This is a genomic window from Pseudomonas sp. PDM28, from assembly GCF_019219115.1.
In the GTDB taxonomy this organism is placed as follows: domain Bacteria; phylum Pseudomonadota; class Gammaproteobacteria; order Pseudomonadales; family Pseudomonadaceae; genus Aquipseudomonas; species Aquipseudomonas laurylsulfatiphila.
Window position 1 is genome coordinate 84,111 of record NZ_JAHUWG010000015.1, and the last position, 26,898, is coordinate 111,008.

Annotated in this window: 26 protein-coding genes; 11 read left to right on the forward strand and 15 right to left on the reverse strand. The window is 61.6% G+C overall.

The window, feature by feature from the left end; all coding sequences use genetic code 11:
* Nucleotides 1-8 precede the first annotated feature (8 nt).
* The 3 genes from KW841_RS28310 to KW841_RS28320 form a co-directional block, all read right to left on the reverse strand.
* Nucleotides 9-629, reverse strand: coding sequence for an SCO family protein (locus KW841_RS28310; RefSeq protein ID WP_218480598.1), 621 nt, complete (start codon nt 627-629; stop codon nt 9-11).
* On the reverse strand, nt 626-1,282 hold the full coding sequence (locus KW841_RS28315; protein ID WP_218480599.1) for an SCO family protein: 657 nt from the start codon (nt 1,280-1,282) through the stop codon (nt 626-628). Before KW841_RS28315 ends, KW841_RS28310 begins: the two co-directional genes overlap by 4 nt.
* Nucleotides 1,283-1,693: 411 nt before the next feature.
* A complete protein-coding gene (locus KW841_RS28320) occupies nt 1,694-2,302 on the reverse strand; it encodes a lytic transglycosylase domain-containing protein (protein ID WP_218480600.1) in 609 nt (202 codons plus the stop codon).
* A 194-nt stretch (nt 2,303-2,496) separates the two neighbouring features.
* On the opposite strand from KW841_RS28320, the gene gspG reads away from it, so the two are divergent.
* The 3 genes from gspG (at nt 2,497) to KW841_RS28335 (ending at nt 4,852) form a co-directional block, all read left to right on the forward strand.
* Nucleotides 2,497-2,931, forward strand: coding sequence for a type II secretion system major pseudopilin GspG (gene gspG, locus KW841_RS28325; protein ID WP_015095760.1), 435 nt, complete (start codon nt 2,497-2,499; stop codon nt 2,929-2,931).
* Between the two features lie 14 nt (nt 2,932-2,945).
* The gene (locus KW841_RS28330; protein WP_218480601.1) at nt 2,946-4,133 is read left to right on the forward strand and encodes a type II secretion system F family protein; all 1,188 of its coding nucleotides are present in this window, start codon (nt 2,946-2,948) and stop codon (nt 4,131-4,133) included.
* A 155-nt stretch (nt 4,134-4,288) separates the two neighbouring features.
* Nucleotides 4,289-4,852: a hypothetical protein gene (locus KW841_RS28335; protein WP_218480602.1), complete on the forward strand. Its 564-nt coding sequence runs from the start codon at nt 4,289-4,291 to the stop codon at nt 4,850-4,852.
* 152 nt (nt 4,853-5,004) lie between these two features.
* Here KW841_RS28335 and KW841_RS28340 read toward each other — a convergent pair whose 3' ends face one another.
* The gene (locus KW841_RS28340) at nt 5,005-5,901 is read right to left on the reverse strand and encodes a LysR family transcriptional regulator (RefSeq protein WP_218480603.1); all 897 of its coding nucleotides are present in this window, start codon (nt 5,899-5,901) and stop codon (nt 5,005-5,007) included.
* A 151-nt stretch (nt 5,902-6,052) separates the two neighbouring features.
* Between KW841_RS28340 and KW841_RS28345 the strand changes: the two genes are divergently transcribed.
* Nucleotides 6,053-7,480: a mechanosensitive ion channel family protein gene (locus KW841_RS28345; RefSeq protein WP_218480604.1), complete on the forward strand. Its 1,428-nt coding sequence runs from the start codon at nt 6,053-6,055 to the stop codon at nt 7,478-7,480.
* Nucleotides 7,481-7,601: 121 nt separating this feature from the next.
* Here the strand turns inward: KW841_RS28345 and ycaC are convergent, their stop codons facing one another.
* The 6 genes from ycaC to KW841_RS28375 all read right to left on the reverse strand — a co-directional run bounded on the left by ycaC (nt 7,602) and on the right by KW841_RS28375 (nt 13,567).
* Nucleotides 7,602-8,228 (reverse strand): isochorismate family cysteine hydrolase YcaC, encoded by a 627-nt coding sequence (ycaC, locus tag KW841_RS28350; RefSeq protein WP_007977200.1) that lies wholly within the window; start codon nt 8,226-8,228, stop codon nt 7,602-7,604.
* 69 nt (nt 8,229-8,297) lie between these two features.
* A complete protein-coding gene (locus KW841_RS28355; RefSeq protein ID WP_218480605.1) occupies nt 8,298-10,136 on the reverse strand; it encodes an amidohydrolase in 1,839 nt (612 codons plus the stop codon).
* Nucleotides 10,136-10,744 carry an antibiotic biosynthesis monooxygenase gene (locus tag KW841_RS28360; RefSeq protein WP_007977196.1) on the reverse strand — a complete coding sequence of 203 codons (609 nt, stop codon included), beginning with the start codon at nt 10,742-10,744 and terminating at the stop codon, nt 10,136-10,138. Before KW841_RS28360 ends, KW841_RS28355 begins: the two co-directional genes overlap by 1 nt.
* Nucleotides 10,737-11,153 (reverse strand): DoxX family protein, encoded by a 417-nt coding sequence (locus KW841_RS28365; protein WP_218480606.1) that lies wholly within the window; start codon nt 11,151-11,153, stop codon nt 10,737-10,739. The genes KW841_RS28360 and KW841_RS28365 overlap by 8 nt, the downstream gene beginning before the upstream one ends.
* Before the next feature lie 271 nt (nt 11,154-11,424).
* Complete coding sequence (locus KW841_RS28370; RefSeq protein WP_095968231.1) at nt 11,425-11,691, reverse strand: DUF6124 family protein; 267 nt, start codon at nt 11,689-11,691, stop codon at nt 11,425-11,427.
* Between the two features lie 958 nt (nt 11,692-12,649).
* On the reverse strand, nt 12,650-13,567 hold the full coding sequence (locus KW841_RS28375; RefSeq protein ID WP_218480607.1) for a LysR family transcriptional regulator: 918 nt from the start codon (nt 13,565-13,567) through the stop codon (nt 12,650-12,652).
* Nucleotides 13,568-13,725: 158 nt separating this feature from the next.
* Between KW841_RS28375 and KW841_RS28380 the strand changes: the two genes are divergently transcribed.
* On the forward strand, nt 13,726-14,169 hold the full coding sequence (locus KW841_RS28380; RefSeq protein WP_218480608.1) for a helix-turn-helix domain-containing protein: 444 nt from the start codon (nt 13,726-13,728) through the stop codon (nt 14,167-14,169).
* A 36-nt stretch (nt 14,170-14,205) separates the two neighbouring features.
* Here KW841_RS28380 and KW841_RS28385 read toward each other — a convergent pair whose 3' ends face one another.
* Nucleotides 14,206-15,030, reverse strand: a complete 825-nt coding sequence (locus KW841_RS28385) for an alpha/beta fold hydrolase (RefSeq protein WP_218480609.1) — start codon at nt 15,028-15,030, stop codon at nt 14,206-14,208.
* A 35-nt stretch (nt 15,031-15,065) separates the two neighbouring features.
* Nucleotides 15,066-15,641, reverse strand: coding sequence for a flavodoxin family protein (locus KW841_RS28390; protein ID WP_218480610.1), 576 nt, complete (start codon nt 15,639-15,641; stop codon nt 15,066-15,068).
* Between the two features lie 367 nt (nt 15,642-16,008).
* Here KW841_RS28390 and KW841_RS28395 point away from each other — a divergent pair, with 367 nt between their 5' ends.
* Nucleotides 16,009-18,813, forward strand: coding sequence for a winged helix-turn-helix domain-containing protein (locus KW841_RS28395; RefSeq protein ID WP_218480611.1), 2,805 nt, complete (start codon nt 16,009-16,011; stop codon nt 18,811-18,813).
* Here KW841_RS28395 and KW841_RS28400 read toward each other — a convergent pair.
* On the reverse strand, nt 18,778-20,262 hold the full coding sequence (locus tag KW841_RS28400) for a winged helix-turn-helix domain-containing protein (RefSeq protein WP_218480612.1): 1,485 nt from the start codon (nt 20,260-20,262) through the stop codon (nt 18,778-18,780). The two genes, KW841_RS28395 and KW841_RS28400, sit on opposite strands and share 36 nt — an antisense overlap.
* A 161-nt stretch (nt 20,263-20,423) precedes the next feature.
* The gene (locus KW841_RS28405) at nt 20,424-21,374 is read right to left on the reverse strand and encodes a GlxA family transcriptional regulator (RefSeq protein WP_218480613.1); all 951 of its coding nucleotides are present in this window, start codon (nt 21,372-21,374) and stop codon (nt 20,424-20,426) included.
* A 319-nt stretch (nt 21,375-21,693) separates the two neighbouring features.
* Here KW841_RS28405 and KW841_RS28410 point away from each other — a divergent pair, with 319 nt between their 5' ends.
* Complete coding sequence (locus KW841_RS28410; RefSeq protein ID WP_218480614.1) at nt 21,694-22,416, forward strand: pirin family protein; 723 nt, start codon at nt 21,694-21,696, stop codon at nt 22,414-22,416.
* A gap of 42 nt (nt 22,417-22,458) precedes the next feature.
* Here the strand turns inward: KW841_RS28410 and KW841_RS28415 are convergent, their stop codons facing one another.
* Nucleotides 22,459-23,523, reverse strand: coding sequence for an AraC family transcriptional regulator (locus tag KW841_RS28415; RefSeq protein WP_218480615.1), 1,065 nt, complete (start codon nt 23,521-23,523; stop codon nt 22,459-22,461).
* Nucleotides 23,524-23,685: 162 nt separating this feature from the next.
* On the opposite strand from KW841_RS28415, the gene KW841_RS28420 reads away from it, so the two are divergent.
* The 4 genes from KW841_RS28420 (at nt 23,686) to KW841_RS28435 (ending at nt 26,765) form a co-directional block, all read left to right on the forward strand.
* The gene (locus KW841_RS28420; RefSeq protein ID WP_218480616.1) at nt 23,686-24,537 is read left to right on the forward strand and encodes a 3-hydroxybutyryl-CoA dehydrogenase; all 852 of its coding nucleotides are present in this window, start codon (nt 23,686-23,688) and stop codon (nt 24,535-24,537) included.
* Complete coding sequence (locus tag KW841_RS28425; protein WP_218480617.1) at nt 24,524-25,183, forward strand: TetR/AcrR family transcriptional regulator; 660 nt, start codon at nt 24,524-24,526, stop codon at nt 25,181-25,183. Before KW841_RS28420 ends, KW841_RS28425 begins: the two co-directional genes overlap by 14 nt.
* Before the next feature lie 89 nt (nt 25,184-25,272).
* Nucleotides 25,273-25,686, forward strand: a complete 414-nt coding sequence (locus tag KW841_RS28430) for a VOC family protein (RefSeq protein WP_218480618.1) — start codon at nt 25,273-25,275, stop codon at nt 25,684-25,686.
* Between the two features lie 317 nt (nt 25,687-26,003).
* Nucleotides 26,004-26,765: a hypothetical protein gene (locus KW841_RS28435; RefSeq protein ID WP_218480619.1), complete on the forward strand. Its 762-nt coding sequence runs from the start codon at nt 26,004-26,006 to the stop codon at nt 26,763-26,765.
* The last annotated feature ends 133 nt before the right edge of the window (nt 26,766-26,898 follow it).

The window sequence follows — 26,898 nt, forward strand, 5'->3', positions numbered from 1 at the left end:
GGCCATGGCTAGCGTCCGGCCACGGGCATTGTCAGCAACTGCAGGCGCTGGGCGATGGTGGCCGCCGGGGCATCGGGACTGATTTTGCTCCAGCGCTTGTTCGCCACGTCACCGACGATCAAGTGGGTGGAGTGCTGCTCGGGGGTTGGCACGATCTGACCGATACGACCCAGTACAAGGTCCATTTGCGCCTTGTCGCCGGTAAGAAAAAACCAGTGGGGCCCATCGATGCCCTGTTTCAAGGTGTAAGCCTTGAGTACCGCCGGGGTGTCCCGCAGCGGATCACTGGTAAGGGAGATAAAGGTGATGCCGTCGGCCTTGTCGCCGAGCACTTCACGCACTTCTTTGAGCTTGCGGGTAATCAGCGGGCAAGCATCGTCGCAACGGGTGAAAATCACATTGAGCAGCACCACACGGTCCTTCAATGTGTCGCTGTAGAAGCGCAGCGTGTTGCCGTTCTGGTCCTGCAACGGCGTGTCGGTGAACCAGGTTTTCGCATCGTGGGTGCCGCTGGACGGTTGCGCGGCGGCCACCACAGGCGCGGTCTGCTCATGCCCTTCGTGGGCAAACGCCACTGAACTGAAAATGCAGTAGCAGATGCCCAGGGTGAAGCAGTCGATGGCTCTCATGGCTGTCGCTCCATGGCAATGGCAGTGTGCTTGACGTGGGTATTGCGTTCACCGCTGAGCTTCTCGACGGCCCGGGCCAGTTCCGTCGGGTCGGTGAAACCGTAATAGCGGGTCCAGAGGCGGTTGTTGCCGTCGCCCACCAGAATCAGCGGCGGGTGGTTCTGGAAGTCACCGCCGTAGGCACCCAGGCCCTTGAGGGTGGCATCGACCGACTGCGGCGAACCGGTCAGCCAGCTCCAGCCCGGCCCCTGCTGGAAGGTGCGGGCGTAGTCGTTCAGGCGTTGGGGATCGTCACGCTGCGGGTCGATGCTGATCGACACCAGTTGCACCTCGGTGCCGACCCGCGCACCCAGCCGTTTCTGCACCTTGCCCATGATCGAGGACACCATCGGGCAGACCGTGGTGCAGTTGGTGTAGATGAAACCCATGACCACGATCTTGTTGCTCACCAGGTCTTTTTCCAGGCTGACGACCTTGCCGTTCTGGTCCAGCAAGGCCACGTCGGCAATCCTGATCCGGGCGGTCTCCTGGCCGACCTTCATGGCTGCCATGTCGTGCCCGGCGTGCTCGTCCGTCGAATGAGCCGGCACCTGGTCGAAACCGAAGGCCAACAGGCAGAACGTCAGCATTGCGCGATGCGCGAATCGGTTCATGTCAGTTTCCTCTTAGTGGGTATCGCCTGGTTCGCCCCGAACACACAAAGCGTCACCGGACAAGGGTTGGCCCGAGGCTTTGTCCATCACACGAAATTGCCGTCGGCGGGATAGGCCAGCAGGTTCTGCAGATTGATGGTCAGGCAATCGTCGGCAGCCACCCGCTGCAAATTAATCAAGGACAAGGCGCGGAATATGCCGATCATGGACTCGGACCTCGCTGCGGGTTATCGGGGAACACTTCTCGACAAATCGTCTGGAGCAATCCGCATGCCAAAAAAAATACGTTATTAATCAGACCGTTATAATCACGACTTGATAAGCTGGGGGATATTCCCCACCCAATCCCCAACTTTCCGACTGGGGCCACCATTCCCCACTATTGGGGAAAATCGCCCCCGGCGGTTTCGATCACAGCGGCGCATCCGCGGACAACCCTTGCAAACGCCGATACTGGTTCAGCACGTTGGGCACATAACGCTGGGTTTCGGCAAACGGCGGGACCACGTTGCCACGGCTGAGCACCGCTTGCGGGCCGGCGTTGTAGGCCGCTACGGCGAGGCGGATATCGTTGTCGAACATCGTCATCAGGCGCTTGAGATAGCGGGCACCGCCCTGGATGTTGGCCTTGGGGTCGTAGACGTTGGTCACGCCCATTTCGCGGGCGGTGTCGGGCATCAACTGCATCAGTCCGCGAGCGCCCTTGGGTGAGGTAGCGCGGGCGTTGTAGCTCGACTCGGTCTTGATCACTGCGTGCAGCAGCGCCGCCGGCAGTTCGTTGGCCGTGGCGGCCGCCGCCACCAGTTCGGCGTAGGGTTGCGCGGCGATCATCTGCGGCTGCTGGTCGAGGCTGACGACCGGCGCATCGGGTTCACGGATCACCCGTTCATAGTGGCGTCCGGGGCGGTGGACATTGGACAGGACGTAGCTGCCATTGGCGTCCACGGAAACAAACACATCGGCCTGGGCGGCGCCGGTCAACACCAGCAGACCCAGCAACCCGGTGGTGAGTAACTTCATTGTCAGACCTCCCCTCCCGGCCCCGAAAAATGGGGGTATTGCCCCAATGGCCAGTCGTGCAACAGCCATACGCAAGCACTGTGCCGTAAGTGAGAAGGCCCATGGCACGGGGGGTGCAGAAGGATCACCAAGCATGAGCATGGCAATTGCATGCAACTGCATGGCAACACTGCTGCCTACCGTGCGAGGTCATCATGAATCAGCATCTGCGTTATGCCCGGCGAACCCAAAGCGGGTTCACCCTGCTCGAACTGTTGGTGGTGCTGGTGGTGCTGGGGCTGTTGGCCGGCATCGTCGCGCCGAAGTATTTCGCCCAGCTGGGCCGTTCCGAAGTGAAAGTGGCCAAGGCACAAATAGAAGGCTTGAGCAAAGCCCTGGACATTTACCGCCTGGAGGTCGGCCATTACCCGTCGACCGAACAGGGTTTGCAGGCGCTGGTCACGGCACCCGCCGACGAACCGCGCTGGACCGGCCCGTACCTGCAGAAGAAACTTCCCCAAGACCCTTGGGGCCGCAACTACAGCTATCGCTATCCCGGTGAAAACAGCGAATACGACCTGTTGTCCATGGGCAAGGACGGGCAACCCGGCGGCGAAGGCGAGAACGCCGAAGTCACCAACTGGAACTGACGGATATGGCGACCATGCGCTTTCATCTCAAAGCCGTCGGCAAGGCCGGTGTCGTCTCAATGACCGTCGATGCGCCGGGGCAAAGCGAAGCCAGGCGCATCGCCGAAGACCAGGGCCTGCGGGTAGTCAGCCTGCACGCCGAGCGACATTGGCGCGCGTTGCGCCTGCAAAGGCGCGAGACGTTCAACCTGGTGTTGTTCAGCCAGGAGCTGACCACCTTGCTCAACGCCGGCCTGCCGTTGATCGATGCGCTGGAAAGCCTGGCGGAAAAGGAAAACGCGCCACAAGCCCGCAAAACCCTGAGCGAACTGGTGCGCCTGCTTTACGAGGGCAAATCGTTTTCCCAGGCCCTGGGCCAGTTGTCGGCCATTTTCCCGCCTTTGTACGTGGCGCTGGTGCAGTCCAGCGAGAAGACCGGCGCCGTCGGCGATGCCCTGGGCCGATATGTCAGCTATCGACAGCGCATGGACGAGGTTCGCCAGAAGATCATCAGCGCGTCGATCTACCCCATGCTGTTGCTGGTAGTGGGCGGCGGCGTGGTGTTGTTCTTGATGGGCTACGTCGTGCCGCGCTTCAGCCTGGTGTTCGAAGGGCTGGGGTCGAACCTGCCGTGGTTGTCGCAGATCCTGATGAGCAGCGGCATGTTCCTTCACGCCCACCAGGGCGAATTCTTCGGTGGCTTGCTGGCCATCATCGTCGCCCTCGTCCTGCTGCAGCGCCAACCGGCGTTTCGGCGGGGGCTGGACCGGGTGATCGAAAAACTCCCCGCGGTGCACCAGCGCATCTTCATGTATGAGCTGGCACGCTTCTACCGTTCCCTGGGCATCCTGCTGCAAGGCGGCATTCCCCTCGTCACCGCCATGGGCATGGTCCGCAACCTGCTCACCGTCGCCTCCCGCAGCCGGCTGGACCAGGCCTGCGAACGGGTGCGCGAAGGGCAATCGTTGTCCACCGCACTGGAGCTCAACCAACTGGTGACCCCCGTGTCCCTGCGCCTGCTACGCGCCGGTGAACAGTCCGGCAACCTCGGGCAGATGATGGAGCGCAGCGCCGATTTCTATGACGAAGAAATCAGCCGCTGGATCGAATGGTTCGTGCGGCTGTTCGAACCCTTGCTCATGACCTTCATCGGCCTGTTGATCGGGGTGATCGTGATCCTGATGTACATCCCGATCTTCGAACTGGCCTCGAGTATTCACTGACTTTTGGAACAGGGCCGCGCTGTCCGTTGCATTTCTTCAACCATCAAACTGAATAAATCAGCCTGCCGAGGTGTTTAACAGGTTCCCATGGGAAAAAGCAGCACGTTGCAAGCTTCATCAACGTTCCAGGCTCAAACAAGAAGACGGAGAACGACATGCACATCAATAAGCTTTTACTGGCAGTAGCTATTGGCGCGGTTCTGTCGGCGTCTACCGTACTGATTCCGGACAACCTGTCCGGGGTATCCAGTGCTCAGGCCAAGGATGGGGGTAGTGGCGGTGGGGGTGGCGGCAGTGGAGGCGGTGGTGGTGGCAATGGAGGCGGTGGCGGCGGCAATGGAGGTGGTGGTGGCGGCGGCGGTGGCGGCAATGGAGGTGGCGGCGGTGGCAATGGAGGCGGCGGTGGCGGTAGTCACGGCGGAAGCGGCAGTGGCGGCAACAGCGGCAGCGGCCATAGCGGCGACCATGGCAGCAACAGCGGCCATGGCAGTGCCAACAGCGGTTCGAGCCACTCCGGAACGGCCTCGTCCTCAGGACGCAGCGGCACCCATGATGAAGCGGGGGATGACCATGGCGTCCACGCCAATGGCGAACCCGGCGATGACCGTGGCGTCCATGCCAATGGCGAACCCGGCGATGACCGTGGTGTCCATGCCAATGGCGAGCCCGGCGATGACCGTGGTGTCCATGCCGAACCCGGCGATGACAAAAGGAGCTGATTCCCGCTGATTCCCATACAACACAAAACCCTGTGGGAGCGGCGGTGCGGCGATCCGACTTGCTCGCGAAGGCGGTGGGTCAGTCAACAACTTCTTTGACTGTCACACCGCCTTCGCGAGCAAGCCCGCATTTGATTGTGTCGACCATTTTATTACAACCCACCCTCAGACTGATCCAGCGCCTCGCGCAAGAACTCAACCAGCACCTGCACCGGCCGCGAACTCTGACGATGCTGCGGATACACCGCCGATAACGTCAGCGGTTCGGGGCGCACATCCTCCAGTACCTCCACCAGCCTTCCATCCGTCAGTGCCGAGCCGACGATGAACGCCGGCAAATACGTGATCCCCAGGCCGGCGATAGCCGCATCCCTGAGCACCTCGCCGTTGTTGACCCGCATCCGACCGGTGACGTTGACCATCAGCGGCTTGCCCTGCCCCGCAAAACGCCATTGCACCTGCCGACCATGGCCGTACGGCAAACAGTCATGACCGTGCAAATCCTCAGGTTTGCGCGGTGTGCCGCGCTCGGCCAGGTACCCGGGGCTGGCGCAGTACACCCGCTGGATCGACGCGATCCGCCGGGCAATCAAGGTCGAGTCCTCGAGCGTGCCGATGCGCAACGCCAGGTCGTATCCCTCACCCAGCAAATCCACAGGCCGATCGCTCAGATCCATCTCCACCGTCACGTCGCGATAGCGCTGCAAAAACACCGGCAACAGACAGCCCAGATGCGCCAGTGCGAACGACAGCGGAGCGCTCACACGAATGGTCCCGCGTGGCTCGGTGGTCTGGCCGGCGATGCCCTGCTCCACTTGCTCGACTTCGCTGAGCAGGCGCAAGGCTGACTCGTAATAGCTTTGCCCCAGCGGCGTGACATCCAGTCGCCGGGTCGAGCGATTGAGCAGGCGCACGCCCAGGCGCTCTTCGAGTTGCATCAAGCGACGGCTGACAAACTGCTTGGACAGCCCCAGTTGATCGGCGGCAGCCGTGAAGCTTCCAGACTCCATGACCTGGCAAAAAATACGCATATCTTCGAAGGGGTTCATTGTCACTTCCTGGTTGACAGTCAAACACTTTATAGCCGCTTTTTCCTTTCCTGACACAGCATTAATCTGCTCCGCACTCAAGCGGGCGACGACTCCCTCGCCACAACAGCACCCTCCACCTGCGCGACCTCATTTCTACTGGAGCATTCCCATGTCCTTTCTCCTCGGTCACCTGCTCTCCCTGAGCACCCTGCTGCTGGCCATCGACGCCCTGCTCTGGCACCTCGCGCCATTCAAGCATCGCGTCAGCCGGGTCGGTGTGCGCCTGGCGCTGTTTGTGCTGTTCGGCGCGATGCTCATCAATGCTGGCGTCAGCCCGTTGCAGGCGCCGTTGTTTGCCGATGATCGCGTGGCGCAACTGGGGGCCACGGCGCTGGGGATTCTCTGGTGGCTGTACGCGGCGCGGGTGCTCACCGAAGTGATCGGCCTGGCCCTGATGCGGCGCATCGGCCACAGCGGCAGGCTGTTGCAGGATGTCATCGGCGCAGTGGTGTTCCTGATTGCGGTGGTGGCCGCCGCCGGCTACGTGCTGGAACTGCCAGTGAAAGGTTTGCTGGCGACCTCCGGCGTCGTCGCCATCGTAGTGGGCCTGGCATTGCAGAGCACCTTGAGCGACGTGTTCTCCGGCATCGTGCTCAACACCACCAAGCCCTATCAGGTCGATGACCGGGTTTCCATCGACGGTATTGAAGGCAAGGTGCTGGACATCGACTGGCGTGCCACCCACCTGCTGACCAGCGCCGGCAGCACAGCGGTAGTGCCGAACTCGGTGGCGGCCAAGGCAAAGATCGTCAACCTCAGCCGCCCGTTCAACATGCACGGCGTGTCGATCAGCATTCAGGTACCCAACCACATTCGCCCGCGTCGGGTACTCGATGCCCTGGACCGTACTCTTCAGGGCAGCAGCAGTCTGCTCCTCGATCCGGCGCCGAAAGCCGTGCTCAAGGAGGCCGGCGAAACCATGTCCGAATACGTGGCCAGCGGCTTCATCGCCGAATTGGGCAAAAAGGGTGAAGTGCGTAATCAACTGTTCGACCTGGCCCATCGGCACCTCGAAGCGGCAGGCATTTCCCGGCAACCCGATGGCGTGATCGAGCCGTCGACCCGCGCACGGGCACTGCTCGACGAAGTGAAGATCTTCCGCTCCCTGAGCGCCGAGGAACGGGATCGACTGGCCCAGAACATGGTGGCGCAGCAATACGCGGCCGGTGATGTGGTGCTGGACCTGGAGGAAGTACCGGACAGTCTGTTCGTCATCGCCACCGGCGTGGTCAGCGCCACCGTCCCCGACGGCAGCACGCAGATCGAAGCCGGGCGCATGGGGCCGAGTGAAGTCATGGGCGAACAAAGCATCCTCGCCGATACGCCGTCCCAGGCACGGTTCACTGCCATGACCTCAAGCATCATCTACCGCCTCGACAAATCCCTGACCCGCAACTGCATGGCGCAACGTCGGGAGGTCGATCGGGCGTTGAACAAGCTGCAAGCGGTGCGCCAGCAGAACAGCCGGATGGCGTTGATGGCCAAACCGGCGGCGGTCAGGAAAGGTGGTTTTTTGGGGTGGTTGCAGAGTCGATAAGCGGATGTGAACGCAAAACCCTGTGGGAGCGGGCTTGCTCGCGAAAGCTTTCTGTCAGTCAACACATGTGTCGACTGATACGCCGCCATCGCGAGCAAGCTCGCTCCCACAGGTGTACGTCTTACTTGGCCGTGAACTTCATGTAGCTGTTGATCAGGTTGCGATAGTTCGGCAGGCGTTCCGACAGCAGGTTGGCCAGGCCTTCCATGTCATTGCGCCAGTCGCCTTGCAGCTCGCAGGCCACGGAGAACCAGTTCAGCAGGTGCGCACCGGCGGCCGACATGCGCGCCCAGGCCGCTTGTTGCACGGTGGTGTTGAAGGTGCCGGAAGCGTCGGTCACCACAAACACCTCAAAGCCTTCGGCAATGGCCGACAGGGTCGGGAACGCCACGCACACGTCGGTCACCACACCGGCGATGATCAGTTGCTTGCGACCGGTGGCCTTGATCGCCTTGACGAAGTCTTCGTTGTCCCAGGCGTTGATCTGGCCCGGGCGGGCAATGAACGGCGCGTCCGGGAACTGCGCCTTGAGCTCCGGCACGATCGGGCCGTTCGGACCGCTGTCGAAACTGGTGGTGAGGATGGTCGGCAGCTTGAAGAATTTGGCGATGTCGCCCAGCGCCAGTACGTTGTTCTTGAACTCGTTGGGCGAGAAATCCTGCACCAGCGAGATCAGACCGGTCTGGTGGTCGACCAGCAATACCACGGCATCGTCTTTGTTCAGGCGTTTGTACGGAACGTTGCTCATTGGAAGCTCCTTGATGGATGGTTGTTGCATACCGCGCCGCCCTGTTGGGTCGGCGCTTTCTTGAGTTCGTCAGAAGGCAAAACACGAGCAGCCAAAGGCGCCCCAGAAACCGGCGAAATCGCTGACCGGCGCGTTCGACAGGCGCGCCCGTTCATGGCTGTGGGAATGCACCGCGCACGGCCCGCTGCAGTGGTGGACCTGGGCCTGCATCGGCGACGTCGGGCGCCAGTGCCCCGGCACTTTCACCACCGGCGACCAGTCCGGCAGCACCGGCACGCTGGCCGGCCCGAGCTTCTCGAAGTCACCGGCGCCGTACACCACTTTGCCGCCGACTACCGTCAGCACCGACTCGATCCACTTGATCGCCTCTTCATCGATGCTGAAGAAGTCCGCACTGAGGGCGGCGACGTCGGCCAATTGCCCGACCTTGATCTGGCCTTTCTTGCCTTGCTCGGACGAGAACCAGGCGCTGCCGTGGGTGAACAGTTCCAGCGCCGTCAGGCGTGAAAGACCTTCGGCGTGCAGTTCCAGGCCGCCGACGGTGCGGCCACTGACCATCCAGTACAGCGAAGTCCACGGGTTGTAGCTCGATACCCGCGTGGCGTCGGTACCGGCACCGACCGGTACACCCTCGGCCAGCATGCGCTTGATCGGTGGCGTGGCTTCGGCCGCTTTCGCGCCGTAACGCTCGACGAAATATTCGCCCTGAAACGCCATGCGATCCTGAATCGCAATGCCACCACCCAGCGCCCTCACCCGCTCGATGTTCTGCGGGGTGATGGTTTCGGCGTGGTCAAAAAACCACGGCAAGCCGTTGAACGGAATGTCGCGGTTGACCTTCTCGAACACGTCGAGCATGCGGCTGATGGATTCGTTGTAGGTCGCGTGCAAACGGAACGGCCAGCGTTGCTCGACGAGGTGACGCACCACCGGTTCCAGTTCGGCTTCCATGGTTTGCGGCAGGTCCGGGCGCGGCTCGAGGAAGTCTTCGAAGTCCGCCGCCGAGAACACCAGCATTTCCCCGGCGCCGTTGTGCCGCAGGTAATCGTCACCCTGGTGCAGCTTCACGCTGCCGGTCCAGTTCTTGAAGTCGGTCAGCTCTTCCTTGGGTTTCTGGGTGAACAGGTTGTAGGCAATGCGCACGGTCAGTTGCTCATCCTTCGCCAACTGCTCGATCACCTGGTAATCGTCCGGATAGTTCTGGAAACCACCGCCGGCATCGATGGCACTGGTCAGGCCCAGGCGGTTGAGTTCGCGCATGAACTGGCGGGTCGAGTTGACCTGATACTCCAACGGCAGCTTCGGCCCCTTGGCCAGGGTCGAGTACAGAATCATCGCGTTGGGCCGCGCCACCAGCATGCCGGTCGGCTCGCCGTTGGCATCGCGCACGATCTCGCCACCCGGCGGGTTCGGCGTGTCACGGGTGTAACCGGCGACACGCAACGCCGCGCGGTTGAGCAAGGCACGGTCGTACAGGTGCAACACAAACACCGGGGTGTCCGGTGCCGCCTGGTTGAGCTCGGCCAGGGTCGGCATGCGCTTCTCGGCGAACTGGAATTCGTTCCAGCCACCGACCACCCGCACCCACTGCGGCGTCGGCGTGCGGTCGGCCTGATCCTTGAGCATGCGCAAGGCATCGGCCAGGGACGGTACACCTTCCCAACGCAATTCAAGGTTGTAGTTCAAGCCACCACGGATCAGGTGCAAGTGCGAGTCGTTGAGCCCGGGAATCACACAGCGGCCCTTGAGGTCGATCACTTGGGTGCTCGATCCACGCAGGGCCATGGCCTCGGCATCACTGCCCACCGCGACAAAGCGACCGTCGCTGATCGCCACCGCGCTGGCGAGCGGCTTTTCGCGGTCAACGGTATGAAATTGGCCATTGAACAGAATCAGATCGGCGTTCATCACGGTTCCTCGTGCAAAGTAGCGGGAGACAGCCAGGGCGCGAACAGACGCGTCGCCATGGGCATGAAGATGTAAACCACCGAGAGCACGATGGTCAGGGTGATCAGGAACGTGGCCACCACGTAGTTGGAGAGCAAGGCGTTGAGCCGCAACAACGGCCCCCAGAGCAGCGGCACCAGCAAGGTGTGCGGCAGGATCACCAGCAACGTCACCACGGCCTGCTTCCAGCGCGGCGGTGGCGTACCGGCTTCGGCCTGGGGCGAGAACCAGAACTCGTTGACCGGATTGACTTCGGTCTGGTCGCCATCGGCCAGCATCGGCGCGGCTTCGTCGACCAATGCCTGGCGCTGTGGCGAATCGAGCCAGTTCTGCATCGCCTCGGTCGAGCAAAAGCGCAGCACGCAGGTATAGGTGTCGAGGCCGGCGTTCTTGCCGCGCACCACATCCACACCCAGGTGCCCGACATTCTGCGCGGCCACCTTGACGATGTTGCGCAGCCAGGCTTCATAAGGCACTTCAAAACCGGCCTTGACCCGGTGCTTGACGATCAGCGTCACCACCTCATCAGGCCCGGGACTTGCCGGCTCACGGCGATTGAGATCAGACATAACGCAAGGCTCCGGCGAAACGGATATTGAGCGCCAGCCGTCCCGGTCCGGCGATGAGAATGCTGGTGAATACGATCAGCAACAGCCAGCCGAACTGGCCTTCGAAGAGGGTCCACTGCGGATGCACGAGCAACATCGACACCCACAGCAAAAACAGAATAGGCAAACATGCCAGACGCACCAGCAACCCGCCGACGATCAGCAGCGGGCACACCACCTCGGCGAAGATCGCCAGCATCAGCGTCAGGTTCGCGCCCAGGTGGAAAGGGTCTTCGATGTTCTGCAACTCGGCACTGTAGTAAAGCAGCTTGGGTAAACCGTGCACCCACAACAGAAACAACCCGCCGCTGACCCGCAGGAAAAGCAGCCCCCAGTCTTGCGCCCGATCATATCGTCGCGAAGCGTCCATGGCCCACCTGCACAAATGAAAAACCACCGGCGTCGATGCGCCGGGACTGGATTCGATAGTGCCGGGACGGGGGGAGGAAAAATTGAATGTACGTGCTCTGTTTGCAGGAAGACCGAGAGCGACCAAACGACATAGTTCCCTGTGGGAGCGAGCTTGCTCGCGATTGCGGCACAACATTCAACATTGATGTTGGCTGATCCACCGCCATCGTCGGAACGCCGCCCGGAGCAAGCTCGCTCCCACAGGTTTATTTGTTGTTGCTACTACCGGGTTATTCCTGCGGATCGAGATTATCCAGCGCCCGATTCACCGCCAGCTCACCCAACATGATGATCTGCGCAATCCCAAGCAGCGCGTTGCGATGCGGGCTCTGCAGAAAGCCTGCAAGATCACTGGCCATGATGCTGGCCGAGGCCAGGGATTCGCAGGCGTGGGCCAACAGGGTTTCGGTGTTGATGTCGGGGGTGATGACAAACATTGTGCTGGGATTGCGCGGTGAGGCGGGGTCTTTCGGGGGATTCGGGGTGGGTTTGAACATGGTGGAACTCCTTGATCAATGGAGCCGCCACAGGTCGCTGCTAAACGAATTGGGTGGCGGCTGTACGCGGGTTAGCAGACCAGGGATCAAGGAACCCGGCGCACCGAAGTGCCCCACGCACAGCCACCATCATGCAGACCAAAATGATCTTGAGGTGACACTGGCGAGCCTTGAAATTTACCGAGCTGCTAAACCCGATCGCTGAATGGCCAGCGACGCGGAGAACGTTAGAGATCAGGGCCAAGACACACAAGCCGGCGGATTCTGGCGTAGTTGTAGGCAACGACGCAAGGCGGTGTGGCCTTCAGGAATAGAGGCTGACGGCTTTTAAACAGGGTTGTCGGAACACTGCATTTTCCCTGTAAGAGATTGGTTGGCTGGCAGTCCGCCTTCGCGGGCAAGCCCGCTCCCACAGGGATTGGGGACATCTGCAAAAATCAGGTCGGCTGGCAGACCGCCTTCGCGAGCAGGCTCGCTCCCACATTTGGACTGGGTACATTCGAAAGAAATTGGTCGGCTGGCAGGCCGCCATCGCGAGCAAGCTCGCTCCCACAGAAGAGCAAAGGCAGAGCAGTCCACACCGCGCCGCTTCTCACCACTCATCAGGCCGAGCGTTAGCTCGCCTGCAGCTCTTGATCCACCCGCCCCCTCGGCAGGCTGAGTGGAGGCGTTCATCCGGGGGTGGGCGCGCAGCGCCGTTCGGCGAAGCCGAACACATCGAGAGGAGGTCGAAGCGAAGCCGACCGGAGGCGATGCCCCCGGATGAATGCCGGAGCGAAGGAACCCCGAGCCTCAGCGAGGGGCCGTACGTAAGGGGCGAGACCTTTGGTTCCTTTGGGGCGTTTGCCAAAGGGACTCGCCGTAAGGGCGAAACCATAAGCCGCCGTTACCGCAGCAACGGATATGTACTCAATCAACCAAGAGCCTGGTCGGCCCAGAGGCCGCCAAGGTCAAAAGCCTAACGAATATCCAAAGCCACAGACATGAACTGACTGATCCGCGAGCGCAACCACCGCTCCGCCGGATCATTGTCATGCACCCCGCTCCAGGCCATCGACAACTGCGCCGCCTCAATCTCGAACGGCGGATCCTCGGCGCGCAACCCGCACCCCTCGACCAACGCACACGCCGCATAATCCGGCACGGTAGCGATCATCTCGGTGCCCGCGAGCAACGCCCGCAACCCACTGAACTGCGGCACCCCCAGCACCACACGACGACTGCGCCCGACCTTCGCCAGATCCAGATCGATATTGCCGCTCAAGTCACCGGAAAACGACACCATCGCATGGGGCCGTTCGCAGTACTCATCCAGGGTCAGCTGCCCCGGCCGGGTATCACCGCGCAGCACTTTGCAGGGAATATCGCGCAGTTTCTTGCGCTTGGCATTGGCCGGCAGGTCCGTGGTGTAACTGACGCCCACCGAGATCTCTCCCGACGCCAGCAACGCCGGCATCAACAGGTAATTGGCCCGCCGCACAACCACGACGATGCCCGGTGCCTCCTCTTGCAATTGACGCAGCAACGGCGGAAACAATCCGAACTCGGCATCGTCCGACAGCCCGATGCGGAACACATCGCAACTGGTCGCCGGATCGAACTCCTTGGCCCGGCTGACCGCACCGGAAATGGTGTCCATCGCCGGCTGCAGCTCCTTGAGAATCGCCAGCGCCCGCGCCGTCGGCTCCATGCCGCGACCGTTGCGCAGCAGCAACGGATCGTCGAACAGATCACGCAGCCGCCCCAGCGCGGCGCTCACCGCCGGTTGACCCATGAACAGTTTTTCCGCGACGCGGGTCAGGTTCTTTTCGAACATCAGCGCCTCGAAAATCACCAGCAGGTTCATGTCGACGCGACGCAGATCATTACGGTTCATAGGCACGGTTCCCTTGTGTGTTCGGCCAGGCGCGAGGTTGGGAAGTGTGTCTGACTTTACCCAGGCCGTCCCGCGCTTAACGAGGAATTAACAACGATTAACTCGCAAGCCAGAGCCTTCGGGTCCAAAAATGAAGCCTACCGACTCGGACATTTACCATGGCTCACGTTCAGCAAAATGCCGCGCCCGCGCCATTCACGCCTGTGCCAAAGAAAAGCACCGGCGGCCTCAGCCCGCAGCGCGAACGGCTGGTTAAACAACTGATCCTCGAGCGCCTCGGCGACAGCCTGGAAGTCACTGAACTGGCACAGGCCTGCGCCCTCTCGCGCAGTCATTTCTCCCGCGCCTTCAAGTGCAGCACCGGACTCTCGCCGCAGGACTGGATTCGCCGGCAACGCATAACCCTGGCCAAGCAATTGATCCAGTACACCGACATGAGCCTGACGCAGATCAGCCTCGAATGCGGTTTCTGCGATCAGGCGCACTTCTGCCACCTCTTCACCCGCAGCGAAGGCATCAATCCGTTTGCCTGGCGCTGTCAGATGGTGCGTGGCCTTGAAAGCAAAAGATCGCAGCCTTCGGGCATGCACGCTACCGTGTAGGAGCTGCCGAAGGCTGCGATCTTTTGATCTGGCTTTTTAACCTTTCAAGAACGCCAACAGGTCAGCATTCAGCTGATCCTTGTGGGTGTCCGTCAATCCGTGAGGGGCACCCGGGTAGATCTTCAGGGTCGAGCCTTTCACCAGCCTGGCCGAGGAGACACCCGCCGCCTCGTAAGGCACGACCTGATCCGCGTCGCCATGCACCACCAGCGTCGGCACGTCGAATTTCTTCAAGTCTTCGGTGAAGTCGGTTTCCGAGAACGCCTTGATGCAGTCATAAGCATTCTTGTGGCCGGCCATCATGCCTTGCATCCAGAACCAGTCGATCATGCCCTGGGACGGTTTCGCGCCGGGCTTGTTGAAGCCGAAAAACGGCCCGCTGGCGAGGTCGATGTAGAGCTGCGAGCGGTCGGCCAGCGAGGCCTGGCGGATGCCGTCGAACACTTCTAGTGGCAAGCCACCGGGGTTGGCTTCGGTCTTGAGCATCAGGGGCGGCACCGCGGAAATCAGCCCGGCCTTGGCCACGCGGCCAGTGCCGTGGCGACCGATGTAGCGCGCCACCTCGCCACCGCCGGTGGAGAAGCCGAACAGCACCGCGTCTTGCAGGTCGAGCAGCTCGATCAACTGTGCCAGATCGTCGGCGTAATGGTCCATGTCATTGCCCGACCATGGCTGACTGGAACGCCCATGACCGCGACGGTCGTGGGCGATGACCCGATACCCGTTGTTGGCCAGGAAAATCATCTGCGACTCCCAACTGTCAGCGTTCAGCGGCCAGCCGTGGCTGAAGACAATCGGCTGACCGGTGCCCCAGTCCTTGTAGTAAATCTCGACGCCGTCGCGGGTAGTGAAGGTGCTCATGGGTGATGCCTCCTTAACGAGGGTTGGGGGGTGAATCAAACCGGTAGTCGGTTCAGGCGATCGGCCAGGCGCGCCACCCGCTCGCCCAGATGCGCGGCAGTGCAGCGATCCTCGGGAGGCGGCGCATCGTCGGGGGATTGCTCGACATTCGACTGGGCCATGGCGCCCAGTGAGCTGCCCAGGCGATTGAGTTGGCCGTTGAACGCGCCGGTGCCGGAACGCGCCGGCAGCAGGTCGAGGCCGACCCAGATCATCGAGTGCTGCGCGGCGAACACCGCCATCTGCAGCAAGGTGTTGAGTTTGTCGCCGCACAGGCAGCCGGAATTGGTGAAGCCCGCCGCGAGTTTGTCGCGCCAGGGCTGGGCCAGGTAGAACGCGGCCGTGGCCTCCATGAAGCCCTTGAAGGCTGCCGAGGCGCTGCCCATGTAGGTCGGCGCGCCGAAGATGATGGCGTCGGCGTTGTGCAGCCGCGCCCATTGCTCGTCCACTTCCTCGACCGGGATCAACCGGCAGGTGCTGCCCAGGTGCCGTTCCACTCCCGCGGCCACGGCTTCGGCCATGACCCGGGTGTGCCCGTAGCCACTGTGATAGACCACCACCACGTTGCTCATTGCTCTGTCCTTGCGATGGGTTGAAATCCCTTTGTAGGAGCGAGCTTGCTCGCGATGGAGTATCAGTCGACACCCATGTGGCTGACACACCATCGCGAGCAAGCTCGCTCCTACAGGGATAGAGTTTTGTGCGCAGACCAGACGCGCGACGAGTTAATCGTTGTTAATTTTCCTTGGCGCGCAAAAAGCCCCGGCCTGTCATGCCCATCTGTCGCACCCAATGTTTTCGGGACCGACAGCCGCTGGACGATACGCTAGAGTCAATGCCTGCCCCTTCAGTCACCCGGGCGGCACGTTGCGCTGCGTAAAAAACCTGAGGAATATGCTCGTAAACCGCGAACCAGACGGCTGCAGCAGGAGCGACTCGTTGACCTTTTCCCCCGAACAGGCTGTGCATTTCGGCCCCTACCGGGTCTACCCCGGACAACGCCTGGTGATGGAGGCCGACCAGCCCTTGCGCCTGGGCCGGCGCGCCATGGACATCCTGTTGATCCTGCTGGAACACGCCGGAAATGTGGTCAGCAAGCAGCAATTGATCGCCCGGGTCTGGCCCGACAGCGTGGTCGAAGACATCAACCTGCGGGTGCACATGGCCGCGTTGCGCAAGGCGCTCGGCGACGGTCAGGCCGGCCAGCGCTACATCGTCACCGTGGCCCAGCGCGGGTACAGCTTCGTTGCACCGCACTCACGGGAGCCGGTCGAACAATCACCAGCACCCGAGGCCTGCACACCGAGCCGGCATAACCTGCCGGTGCGCCGCACACGCATGATCGGCCGGCGGACGCTGGTCGACAATCTGGTGGTGCAACTGCCGCGCCAGCGCTTCATCACCCTCGTCGGTCCCGGCGGCATCGGCAAGACCACCGTGGCCTTGCGGGTCGCCGAACAAATGATCGGTCGCTACCGGGACGGCATCCGCCTGCTGGACCTGGCACCGATCAACTGCCCGCTGATGATCAACGGTCATCTGGCGACGTTGCTTGAGTTGGCCCTGCACGACGACGAATCCCTGAGCGGGCTGGCGGACAACCTGCGTGACCGCCACATGCTGCTGGTCATCGACAACTGCGAACACCTGGTCGACGCCATCGCCCTGCTCTGCGAAAACATTCTGCGCAGTGCGCCGCACGTGCACATTCTCGCCACCAGCCGCGAGAGCCTGCGGGCCGAAGGCGAATTCGTCCAGCGCCTGGCATCACTCGACTGCCCGCCGCCCATCGCCGTCCTCGACCGTGCCCAGGCCATGACCTTTTCCGCCCTGCAACTGTTTGTCGAGCGGGCCATGGCCAGCCATGACAGCTTTGAACTGACGGACGATGAACTGCCGCTGTTGATCGACATCTGCCACCGACTGGACGGCATTCCATTGGCCATCGAACTGGCGGCGGCGCAAGTGGGCAACTTCGGATTAGCCGGTTTGCTGGCGCAGTTGCAAAGCAGTTTCCGGGTGTTGACCCAGCCCTGCCAGACGCCCCCGGCACGCCATCAGACCCTGCGCGCGACACTGGACTGGAGCTTCGAGCTGCTCAACGCCTGCGAAAAGACCTGCCTGCGCCGACTGAGCGTGTTTCGCGGCGGCTTCACCCTGGAGTCCGCAGCGGCGGTGATTGTCGGCGAACACATCGAACCTCGCGAAGTCTTCGGCTCGATCACCCAATTGGTCGCCAAGTCCCTGTTGAACGTGGAGGTGGGCGATGAGGATGTCTACTACCGTCTGCTCGATACCACCCGCAGCCATGCGCTGGAAAAACTCGCGCAAAGCCCTGACCTGCCCGGCACGCGGGAGCGCCATGCCGAGCGTTGCCTGGCGCTGATGCAACAGGCGCAGGACGAATGGGAGAACACCTCGACCGGCCTGTGGCTCGAGCGCTATGGCCGGACCCTGGAGGACATCCGCGCGGCCCTCGACTGGGGTCTGCACGGGCAGGGGCCGCAGGCACTGGCGATACGCCTGGCCGCGACGTCCACGCCCCTGTGGCAGGAGCTGTCACTGCTAAAGGAACACGGCGGTTATGTGCGCAAAGCCCTGGCCCTGCTCGAGCAGTCTGCCGAGCCGTGCCCGCGTTTGCAGATGACCCTCAAGCTGGCCCTGGGCAGTGCCTGTTACCACGCTCAAGGCGCGAGCGCCGAAACCGTTGGCGCCTTTGTCAGTGCCAGAACCCTGGCCAGCCGACTCAACGATGTGGCCGGCCAATTGCGGGCGATTTCCGGTCACCTGGCGGTCAATCTCAGTTGCGGCCAATACCAGATGGCCCTGCAACAGAGCCGGCAATTCGATCAACTGGGGCTGCATGACGACGCCCTGTTATCCCTGAGCACGCATCGATTGCGGGTGCTTACCCTGCATTTTTCCGGCGACCAGCAACAGGCCGGGGAGTATGCCGAACAGGTACTGCAACGCATGGCCCACAGTGGTCATCTCAACCGGTTCACCCATGGCTTCGGCGTGCAATACGACCAGAGTGTCGCGGCGCTGACCATCCAGGCGCGCATCCTCTGGCTGCGAGGCCAACCGGAACAGGCCTGGCGCGCAGCCCGGCAGGCGCTGGACATCGCGTTGCAGATCAACCACGGCACGTCGATCTGCTACACCCTCGCGCTCGCCGGCTGCCTGATCGCCTACTACAACGGTGACACCCGCAGCGCCCGCGAACTCCTGCGCCTGCTGCTGCAACAGGCGCAGAAACACTCGGTCCTGCTGTTCCATACCTGGGCGCAACACTACGCGCAGGTGATCGGCGGCGTCGATGTCGCGCCCGCCAGGCAACGAAGTGTCGGATTGATCAAAGACATCATGGTCACGCTGGACTCCACCTGCGTCGATGACGACTTGCTCGAACGTGCGCAAAGCGGCGCGTCGGGCTGGAGCACGGCAGAGATTCTGCGGGCCAGGGCCGAGACGCTGCTGGCAACGGAGTGTCCGGCCAACGCCGCGATGGCTGAAACCGTGCTGCTCAAGGCACTCGACGTGGCAAAAACCCAGGGTGCCCTGGCCTGGGAGCTGCGCAGCGCCACCTCGCTGGCGCAATTGTGGCAGCGTCAGGGCCGCCACCAGCGGGCGCATGCATTGCTGGCGCCGGTCTACCAGCGCTTCACCGAAGGTTTTGCCACGCCGGACCTGAAGGCCGTGCGCCACTTACTCGGTGAGTTGCATTGCCACTTGCCGGTCTGAAAGCCGGGGCGTTTGACTGACGTAACCGGCATAACGCATTTCAAGGGTGCGCAACTCTCCACTGAGTTCGAGCTTTTCCAGGGCGTAGGTGCGGGTGGTATTGAGAAAGCGGTAACGGATCACCCCGCCGCCCTGCTCCAGGGACAGCAGTGATTTGAGTGCGAGGTTGTCCAGCACGTCGGCCAGCTCGGCGACCGGTAACGCGTCGCCACTGATCACGCCTATCGCGGCATCCTGGGTGAAGGCCATCTTGAATACCGCCAAACGCTGCAACACGGATTGTTCCAGCGGATTCAACCGTTCGTAGCTCCAGTCCAGTGCAGCCTTGAGCGTCTGGTGCCGGGGGACGGCCGTGCGGCGGCCTTGGGACAGCAACTGAAAACAGTTATCGAGTTGCGCTTGCAACCCCACCAGCGCCAGCGCATCGATTTGCGCCGCCGCCAATTCAATCGCCAGCGGCAGGCCGTCGAGGCGCCGGCAGATTTCCCGTACGGCCTTGAGGTCCTGTTCGCGCAAGGTGAAGCCTTGCTGACGGGCCCGGGCGCGGCTGACGAACAACTGCACCGCCGAATAGCCCATGACCTCGGCAACGCTGCGCAGCGCCGACGTCGGCGGCACCGCCAGCGGTGGCAGACGCAACACGGTTTCGCCCGCGGCCTTGAGCGGCTCGCGGCTGGTGGCGAGGATCGACAGTCGCGGCATCGATTGCAGCAGAGTCTCGACCAACGTCCGGCAACGTTCGATCAGATGTTCGCAGTTGTCCAGGACCAACAAGGCATGCCGCTGTGCATGTGTTTCCAGCGTGGTGCCGACCTCCAGCCCAAGGGTTCGCGTGAGATGATCGGTCACTTGCGCCGGGTCATCGATCGCCGCCAGATCCACCAACCACACGCCGTGCCGATAGTGCTGCAACAACAGTTCGGCCACGCGCAAGGCCACGGTGGTCTTGCCGATCCCGCAAGGCCCGACCAGGGTCATGAATCGCCGCACCGGCAACTGCCGCACCAGGCTGCCGACAAGGGCATCGCGCCCGGAGATCGACGTGAGCCGTGCCGGCAAGTTGTGCAGGGGCTTTTGTACGGTCTGGCTCGGGAACGCTACGGGCTCCGGCAAGTGCTGCACCGGGGCGACAAAACTGTAGCCGCGCTGGGGAATGTTGACGATGTAGCACTGACCGTTCTGCCCATCGCCCAAGGCCCGACGCAGGGCGGCGATGTGCACGCGCAGGTTGATCTCTTCGACCACGGAGCGTGGCCAGACCTGCGCAATCAACTCGTCCTTGCTGACCACCGAACCCGCGTGTTCGACCAGCACCTGCAACACGTCAAGGGCGCGGCCGCCCAGGCGCAGCGGTCGATTACCCTCCAGCACCAGCCGCTGACTGAGGTGGAAAGCGTAGGGTCCGAATTGCAGCACCGCTTCGTTGCTGACATCTCTGAGGCTGTTCATGGGCAGTCACTCGCGGGACACCTGATCTGGCACATGAGTCCATCCAGGCTCCGCACCTTCCTTGCAATGAGTTACCTCGTATCTTGGCAGTCCTCGGTGACGGTACAACCGTTGCGGGGGGAGCGTAACGGCCATTGCGGTGCGCATAACGGACACGCGCCCTAGCTGAACTGCTCGCGGTATTGAGTCGGGGTCAGGCCAAGCTTTTCACTGAACAGAAAACGCATGTGCCGCACGCTGCCGAAGCCGCTTTTGAAGGCCACGGTCTTGAGCGGCAACTCGGTGGTTTCCAGCAGGTTCCTGGCGCAATCGATGCGCGCGCTTTGCACAAACTCCATTGGCGTCATGTTCACCTCCCGGGCAAAAACCCTGGTGAAATGCCGCGGGCTCATGTTGGCGAGTCCCGACATGCATTCGATGCTGAAGGACTTGTCGAGGTGCTCGAGCACATGGTTCTGCACGCGGGTAATCGCCGTTTCGTGAGGCGCCACCGCCGCCATCAACGGGCTGAACTGTGCCTGCCCGCCCTGACGCTTCATTACGACCAGCAACACCTTGGCCACGTCCTGGGCGACTTTTTTGCCGTGGTCCTGCGCCACCACCGACAACGCCAGGTCGATCCCGGCGGTGACGCCGCCGGAGGTGATCAGGTTGCGGTCCTGGACAAAGATCTGGTCGGTTTCGACGTTCGCCTTCGGAAAGCCCTTGATCAGCCGCTCGGTGTAGTGCCAGTGGGTGGTGACGCGATAGCCGTCGAGCAAGCCCGCATGCCCCAGCACGAACGCCCCGGTGCAGATCGAGCCATAAGCGACGGACCGGCTGACGTTGTGCCTGAGCCAGTCGAGCAACGGCGGATGCTTTTCGTTGTAGGCACCGGGACCACCGGGTACCAGCAGCAAATCAAAACCTTCGCAGGCCTGATCGATGTGCCGGTCGGCCTGCACGCTCACACCATTGGACGCCCGCAATGCGCCCGGTTCGGTGCCGATGGTCGACAGCACATAGTGATCGTCGGGTTTCAGATAACGATTGGCGATGGAAAACACTTCCATGGGCCCGGCCATATCGAGCAGGAGAAAGTCGGGAAACAGCACCATTGCCACGGTTTTCATGGATTGGAATTCACTGGGATCAAAGGCGGAAACATTGACCGACATTGAAACCTGTGGGAGCGGGCTTGCCCGCGATGGCTGAGCTCCAGTTGGCATTGAAGTTGACTGGCACACCGCTATCGCGGGCAAGCCCGCTCCCACAGGTTTGGTTGCCGTGGGTTATGGCGAATTATGCCTCAAGAATGAGCGATTCATGTCGCAAACAATTGTCAATCTGACAGAGACAGTATTTCAATTTTCACCTACTTATTGCACAAACCAGTAAACATTAACCTTCTCCTCACTCGGACGAATTCACGTCCCCACAGGAGATTTCATCATGCTGACTCTTCGCAAAGCCTCGGATCGTGGCCTGGCCAATCACGGCTGGTTGAAGTCGTTCCACACCTTTTCCTTCGCCAACTACCGCAATCCGAAAGAGCAGGGTTTTTCCGACCTGTTGGTGATCAACGACGACCGCGTCGCCGCCGGCAAAGGCTTCGGCCAGCACCCGCATCGCGACATGGAGATCTTCTCCTATGTGCTTGAGGGTGCCCTGGAACACAAGGACACCCTGGGCACCGGGTCGGTGATCCGCCCCGGCGATGTGCAACTGATGAGCGCCGGCAGCGGCGTGGCCCACAGTGAGTTCAACCACTCCAGTACACGGCCGGTGCACTTTCTGCAGATCTGGATCGTGCCCGACGTCAGCGGCGCCAAACCGCGCTATCAGCAGGAGCACTTCAGCACCCAGAAAAAACGCGGGCGCCTGCAACTGATCATCTCGCCGGACGGCGCCAAGGGTTCGCTGAAGGTGCGTCAGGATGCACGGGTGTATGCCGGCCTGATCGACGGCAAGGAAAGCGCGACCCTGGAGTTGGCCGCCAACCGTTATGCCTACGTGCACGTGGCCCGGGGCAGCGTCGAACTCAACGGCATGTTGCTGCAGGAAGGCGACGGTGTGCGGGTCCGTGATGAACAGGCGCTGACCTTGAGCAACGGCGTGGACGCTGAAGTATTGGTCTTCGACCTGCGTCCGCAGGAATTGCCGGAAATGCCATGACCCATCCCCTGTAGGAGCGAGCCTGCTCGCGAAGGCGGAGTGTCAGACGACATCACTGTTGAATGACCTATCGCTTTCGCGAGCAGGCTCGCTCCCACAGTCTCCCTGATAACGGGCGCGATAGCGCCCGGGGCTTTCCCCGGTCCACTTCTTGAACGCCCGATGGAAGGCGCTGGGCTCCTGGAAGCCCAGTTGCTCGGCGATATCGCTGATGCTCGCGTCGCTCTGGCGCAGTTGCTCAAAAGCCACGCCACGGCGTACTTCGTCCTTGATCTCCTGATAGGAACAGCCTTCGCGCTCCAGCTTGCGGCGGAAGGTGCTCGGGCTCAGGTGCTGTTCCAGGGCAAAGGCCTGCAACGTCGGCCATTCACTGTAGTGACTGCCGCGCAAGCGCTGATGAACCTGCGAGGCCAGGCCATGCTGGTTACGGAAGCGGATCACCAGCCATTGCGGCGCGGTGCGCAGGAACACTTTCAGCGACGCCAGGTCCTGAACCACCGGCAGGCGCAGGTAATGGCTGGCAAATTCGATTTCAGTGCGCTCGGCACCGAAGGTCAGGTTGGGGCCCCAAAGCAGGCGGTCGTCACTCAGCGACAGGCGCGAATGGCGGAAGTCCGCACGGTCAATGGGAATGCGCCGCCCGCCCAGCCAACACAGCAGACTGATCATCAACACCAGGAAGGTTTCTTCGCCAAACCGGCTGGCATCGTTGTCCTTCGAATGGGTCTGCAGGCTGATGACCGCGCGCTTGCCACGCACGGCCAGCGCGCCACGAAAGTCGCGCAGGAACAATCCGAAGTTGGCCAGGCACTGACGCATGGCCTTGTGCAGATCGGGTTCCTGAATCAGGGCGCGGCAAATCAGGGCGAAACTGCCCGGCGGCATGCCATGGGAATCGAGCCCGAAAAACTCGTCGTCTAATTCGCGGATCTGAATCAGCCACAACGCCGCAAACGCGTTGGCCGGCACCCGCGCCGTGGGTTGTTGCATGACCGCCGGATCAATGCCCGCCTGTTCGAGCACGGCCGTCACGCGCTGCGGATCGTCCCTCAGCCCATGGATCATTGCCTGCACGAAATAGGCGGCAACCGAGTCCTTTTCCCGCATTGGTTCGCTTCTCTCTCATCGCCCGAATGGCAAAAAACATCAGTGCCGTTGAACAGTTTTGGCATAGGACAACCGCCCTGCCGGCTCTAGACTCGCGGCAATAGTACGCCTTCGGCCGCAATCGCGGCCAAGGTATCGCAGGGTTTGATCGAAGGACGGAAAATGAATCTGCAAAACATCGGTGTAATCGGCGCGGGCACCATGGGCAACGGCATCGCACAAGTCTGTGCCATGGCCGGTTTCAACGTGACCCTGCTCGACATCTCTGAAAGCGCTTTGCAAAAAGCCGTCGCCACGGTCGGTAAAAACCTGGATCGGCAGATCGCCAAGGAAACCCTGACGCCAGAGCAGAAACAGGCCACCCTCGACAAAATCCGCACCAGCACCGACTACAGCGTCCTGGGTGACGCGCAACTGGTCATCGAAGCGGCCACTGAGAATCTCGACCTGAAACTGCGTGTGCTGCAACAGATCGCCGCGCAAGTCGGCAGCGAATGCGTCATTGCCTCCAATACCTCGTCGCTGTCGATCACCCAACTGGCCGCCAGTGTCAGCCAGCCAGAGCGCTTCATCGGCCTGCATTTCTTCAACCCGGTGCCGGTGATGGGCCTGATCGAAGTCATCCGCGGCCTGCAAACCAGTGACGCGACCCACCAACTGGCGCTGGACATGGCGACCACCCTCGGCAAAACCGCGATCACCGCCGGCAACCGTCCGGGTTTCGTGGTCAACCGGATCCTGGTGCCGATGATCAACGAGGCGATCCTGGTGTTCCAGGAAGGCCTGGCCAGCGCCGAAGACATCGACGCCGGCATGCGCCTGGGTTGCAACCAGCCTATCGGTCCGTTGGCCCTGGCGGACCTGATTGGCCTGGATACCCTGTTGTCGATCCTCGAAGCCTTCTATGACGGATTCAACGACAGCAAATATCGCCCGGCGCCATTGCTCAAGGAAATGGTCGCTGCCGGTTACCTGGGGCGCAAGACGGGGCGCGGCTTCCATGCCTATGCCTGAGCGTTGCTCGCGCTTTGCCGAGTACCGGGACAAGGTCCTGGAGCTGTTTGCCTGCAAGGGGTTCGGCCAGGTCGGCATGCGTGAGCTCGCGACGTGCCTGGGGCTCTCCCCAGGCTCGCTGTATCACCATTACCCCAGCAAACAGCATCTGCTGCTGGACCTGATCGAGGAGTTCTACGAGGAGCTGCTGGCCACTCTGGGGCGCATCCAGCAAAAAGCGCCCGGCAAACGCGACAAACTCAACAGCCTGATCCGCGCTCATCTGAATCTGCATCGGGAGATGCCTTGGCATTTCCGCCTGGTGGAGCGCGACAGCGGTTGCCTGAACGAAGAGCAACAGGCTCGGGTCCGGCAACTGCGCGAGCAATATGAACGCACGTTGCTGAAGATGCTGGGCGCGAAGTCGCGTTTCAGCGAGCAAGGCCTGCTGGCCGCCGGGCATGCCATTGGCGCGCTGCTCAACAGTGCCCCCAGCTGGCTGACGCCCCATGTGCTGGACGAGCAGGAACGTGAGGAGCTGCTGGAAAGCTTGGTCAGCGGCGCCATCGAACGAGTGCTGGCGCCGCGGCGTGTGCCGGAGGCGATAAGTCTCGCCCGTCCTATGGAAAAAACATCTAAAGAAACACAAGCTCCGACAAAGATTTAGCGCTTTGCTTGTCGGCTCGACACAATCGGAATTCGCCGAAAAAACCGGCGTCCAAACCGTTGTGTGTACATGAGCGCCTGGAGCTGACCATGAAAATCAATCCCTACCTTATCTTCAACGGCGACTGCAAAGACGCCTTCACGTTCTACGCGAAGTGCCTGCAAGGCCAGATCGAAGCCATGCTGACCTTTGGTGAAACCCCTGCGGGTGAGCATTTCCCCAAGGGGCTGCACAACCTGATCATCCATACCCGCCTGATCGTGGGCGATCAGGCGATCATGGGGTCGGACACCACACCGGATCGCCCCGTCGATAAAATGAGTGCCTGCTCGATTTCACTTAACGTCTACAGCATTGCCGAGGCCGAACGGGTGTTCAATGCACTGGCAGACGGTGGCACTGTGCAGATGCCCCTGGAGACCACGTTCTGGGCGGCGCGCTTCGGCATGCTGGTCGACCGTTTTGGTGTGTCGTGGATGGTCAATTGCGAAAAGGATCAGTGAAGGGCCGTTGTCGAATGACAGAAACGAAGGCACAAGAAAGCCCAACCTGAAAAGGTTGGGCTTTCTGGCAACTCCCGGCCTGTCTGCTACCGTCAACTTGCCACATCGATAGCCGCGAACCGGAGGAGCAAACCCGCTATGCCAGCCCATGACCTGTCCTGGCCCAGCCGTTTCAAACGCTTGCTCCTGGAGCCTATGCCAACGGACCGCTGTGGGCTCGCGACGTGACGACCATCGAGGGGCGCAAGCTCAAAGGCATCGTGATCAAGTACCGGTAGAGCTCTCCCCGCGGAAGTCAGCGTCAACGGAGGTTGAGTTTGAATGACCTGGTGATCGCCCTCATCGTTTTTGCCTGCCTGTTCGCAAGCGCACTGCTGGGTTCGTACGTGAGGGAGCGGTTACCGAGCCAACATCTGAGCGATGACTCCGTGGCGGTGTTGAAGCTGGCCACCGGCCTCATCGCAACGATGTCGGCGCTGGTCCTCGGCTTGCTCGTTTCCTCAGCCAAAAACACCTTCGATACGGCCAATGCCGAGCTGGAGGGCGCGGCGGCGAAAGTGATTCAATTCGACCGCTTGCTGGCCCGCTATGGCCCCGATACCCAGGGCATCCGTACCGAACTCAAGCACAACTACGCCGAAGTCACCCAAGTGCTCGCGACCCGCGATCGCCGTCAGATTGCAAAACTCGACAGCCCCGAAGTGATCCGTCGCTCTGAAGGCCTGCAACGCCAGGTCGAATCACTTTCTCCCGATAACGATGATCAGCGCTCACTCAAAGCCAAGGCATTGCAAGACATGGACGCCGTGTATGCCGCCCGCTGGCTGACCCTGCTGCAGTCCAATCAATCGATCCCACCGGTGATGCTGGTGATCCTGGTGACGTGGCTGGGGATTATCTTCGGCTCGTTCGGCCTGTTTGCACCGCGCAACGGGACCATTGTCGTCGTTTTGCTGATGTGTGCCCTGTCGACGGGGGCGACCATCCTGCTGGTGGAGGAACTCAATCGACCGCTTGATGGTTTTATCTGTGTATCGCTTGAACCGCTGGAGCACACATTGGAGCGGTTGGGGCAGTAGTTTGAATTTCCTGCGGACAAAAACAAAACCCCAACTGCTTTCGCAATTGGGGTTTCGGAATTTAATCTTGACGATGACCTACTCTCACATGGGGAAACCCCACACTACCATCGGCGATGCATCGTTTCACTTC

Coding starts and splice junctions, on each gene's coding strand:
- KW841_RS28425 (WP_218480617.1), top strand. CDS start 24,524: ATGCCTATGCCTGAGCGTTGCTCGCGCTTTGCCGAGTACCGGGACAAG.
- ycaC (WP_007977200.1), bottom strand. CDS start 8,228: ATGAGCAACGTTCCGTACAAACGCCTGAACAAAGACGATGCCGTGGTA.
- KW841_RS28335 (WP_218480602.1), top strand. CDS start 4,289: ATGCACATCAATAAGCTTTTACTGGCAGTAGCTATTGGCGCGGTTCTG.
- KW841_RS28390 (WP_218480610.1), bottom strand. CDS start 15,641: ATGAGCAACGTGGTGGTGGTCTATCACAGTGGCTACGGGCACACCCGG.
- KW841_RS28410 (WP_218480614.1), top strand. CDS start 21,694: ATGCTGACTCTTCGCAAAGCCTCGGATCGTGGCCTGGCCAATCACGGC.
- KW841_RS28355 (WP_218480605.1), bottom strand. CDS start 10,136: ATGAACGCCGATCTGATTCTGTTCAATGGCCAATTTCATACCGTTGAC.
- KW841_RS28320 (WP_218480600.1), bottom strand. CDS start 2,302: ATGAAGTTACTCACCACCGGGTTGCTGGGTCTGCTGGTGTTGACCGGC.
- KW841_RS28375 (WP_218480607.1), bottom strand. CDS start 13,567: ATGAACCGTAATGATCTGCGTCGCGTCGACATGAACCTGCTGGTGATT.
- KW841_RS28365 (WP_218480606.1), bottom strand. CDS start 11,153: ATGGACGCTTCGCGACGATATGATCGGGCGCAAGACTGGGGGCTGCTT.
- KW841_RS28380 (WP_218480608.1), top strand. CDS start 13,726: ATGGCTCACGTTCAGCAAAATGCCGCGCCCGCGCCATTCACGCCTGTG.
- KW841_RS28330 (WP_218480601.1), top strand. CDS start 2,946: ATGCGCTTTCATCTCAAAGCCGTCGGCAAGGCCGGTGTCGTCTCAATG.
- KW841_RS28385 (WP_218480609.1), bottom strand. CDS start 15,030: ATGAGCACCTTCACTACCCGCGACGGCGTCGAGATTTACTACAAGGAC.
- KW841_RS28370 (WP_095968231.1), bottom strand. CDS start 11,691: ATGTTCAAACCCACCCCGAATCCCCCGAAAGACCCCGCCTCACCGCGC.
- KW841_RS28340 (WP_218480603.1), bottom strand. CDS start 5,901: ATGAACCCCTTCGAAGATATGCGTATTTTTTGCCAGGTCATGGAGTCT.
- KW841_RS28345 (WP_218480604.1), top strand. CDS start 6,053: ATGTCCTTTCTCCTCGGTCACCTGCTCTCCCTGAGCACCCTGCTGCTG.
- KW841_RS28360 (WP_007977196.1), bottom strand. CDS start 10,744: ATGTCTGATCTCAATCGCCGTGAGCCGGCAAGTCCCGGGCCTGATGAG.
- KW841_RS28415 (WP_218480615.1), bottom strand. CDS start 23,523: ATGCGGGAAAAGGACTCGGTTGCCGCCTATTTCGTGCAGGCAATGATC.
- gspG (WP_015095760.1), top strand. CDS start 2,497: ATGAATCAGCATCTGCGTTATGCCCGGCGAACCCAAAGCGGGTTCACC.
- KW841_RS28400 (WP_218480612.1), bottom strand. CDS start 20,262: ATGAACAGCCTCAGAGATGTCAGCAACGAAGCGGTGCTGCAATTCGGA.
- KW841_RS28315 (WP_218480599.1), bottom strand. CDS start 1,282: ATGAACCGATTCGCGCATCGCGCAATGCTGACGTTCTGCCTGTTGGCC.
- KW841_RS28310 (WP_218480598.1), bottom strand. CDS start 629: ATGAGAGCCATCGACTGCTTCACCCTGGGCATCTGCTACTGCATTTTC.
- KW841_RS28430 (WP_218480618.1), top strand. CDS start 25,273: ATGAAAATCAATCCCTACCTTATCTTCAACGGCGACTGCAAAGACGCC.
- KW841_RS28405 (WP_218480613.1), bottom strand. CDS start 21,374: ATGAAAACCGTGGCAATGGTGCTGTTTCCCGACTTTCTCCTGCTCGAT.
- KW841_RS28420 (WP_218480616.1), top strand. CDS start 23,686: ATGAATCTGCAAAACATCGGTGTAATCGGCGCGGGCACCATGGGCAAC.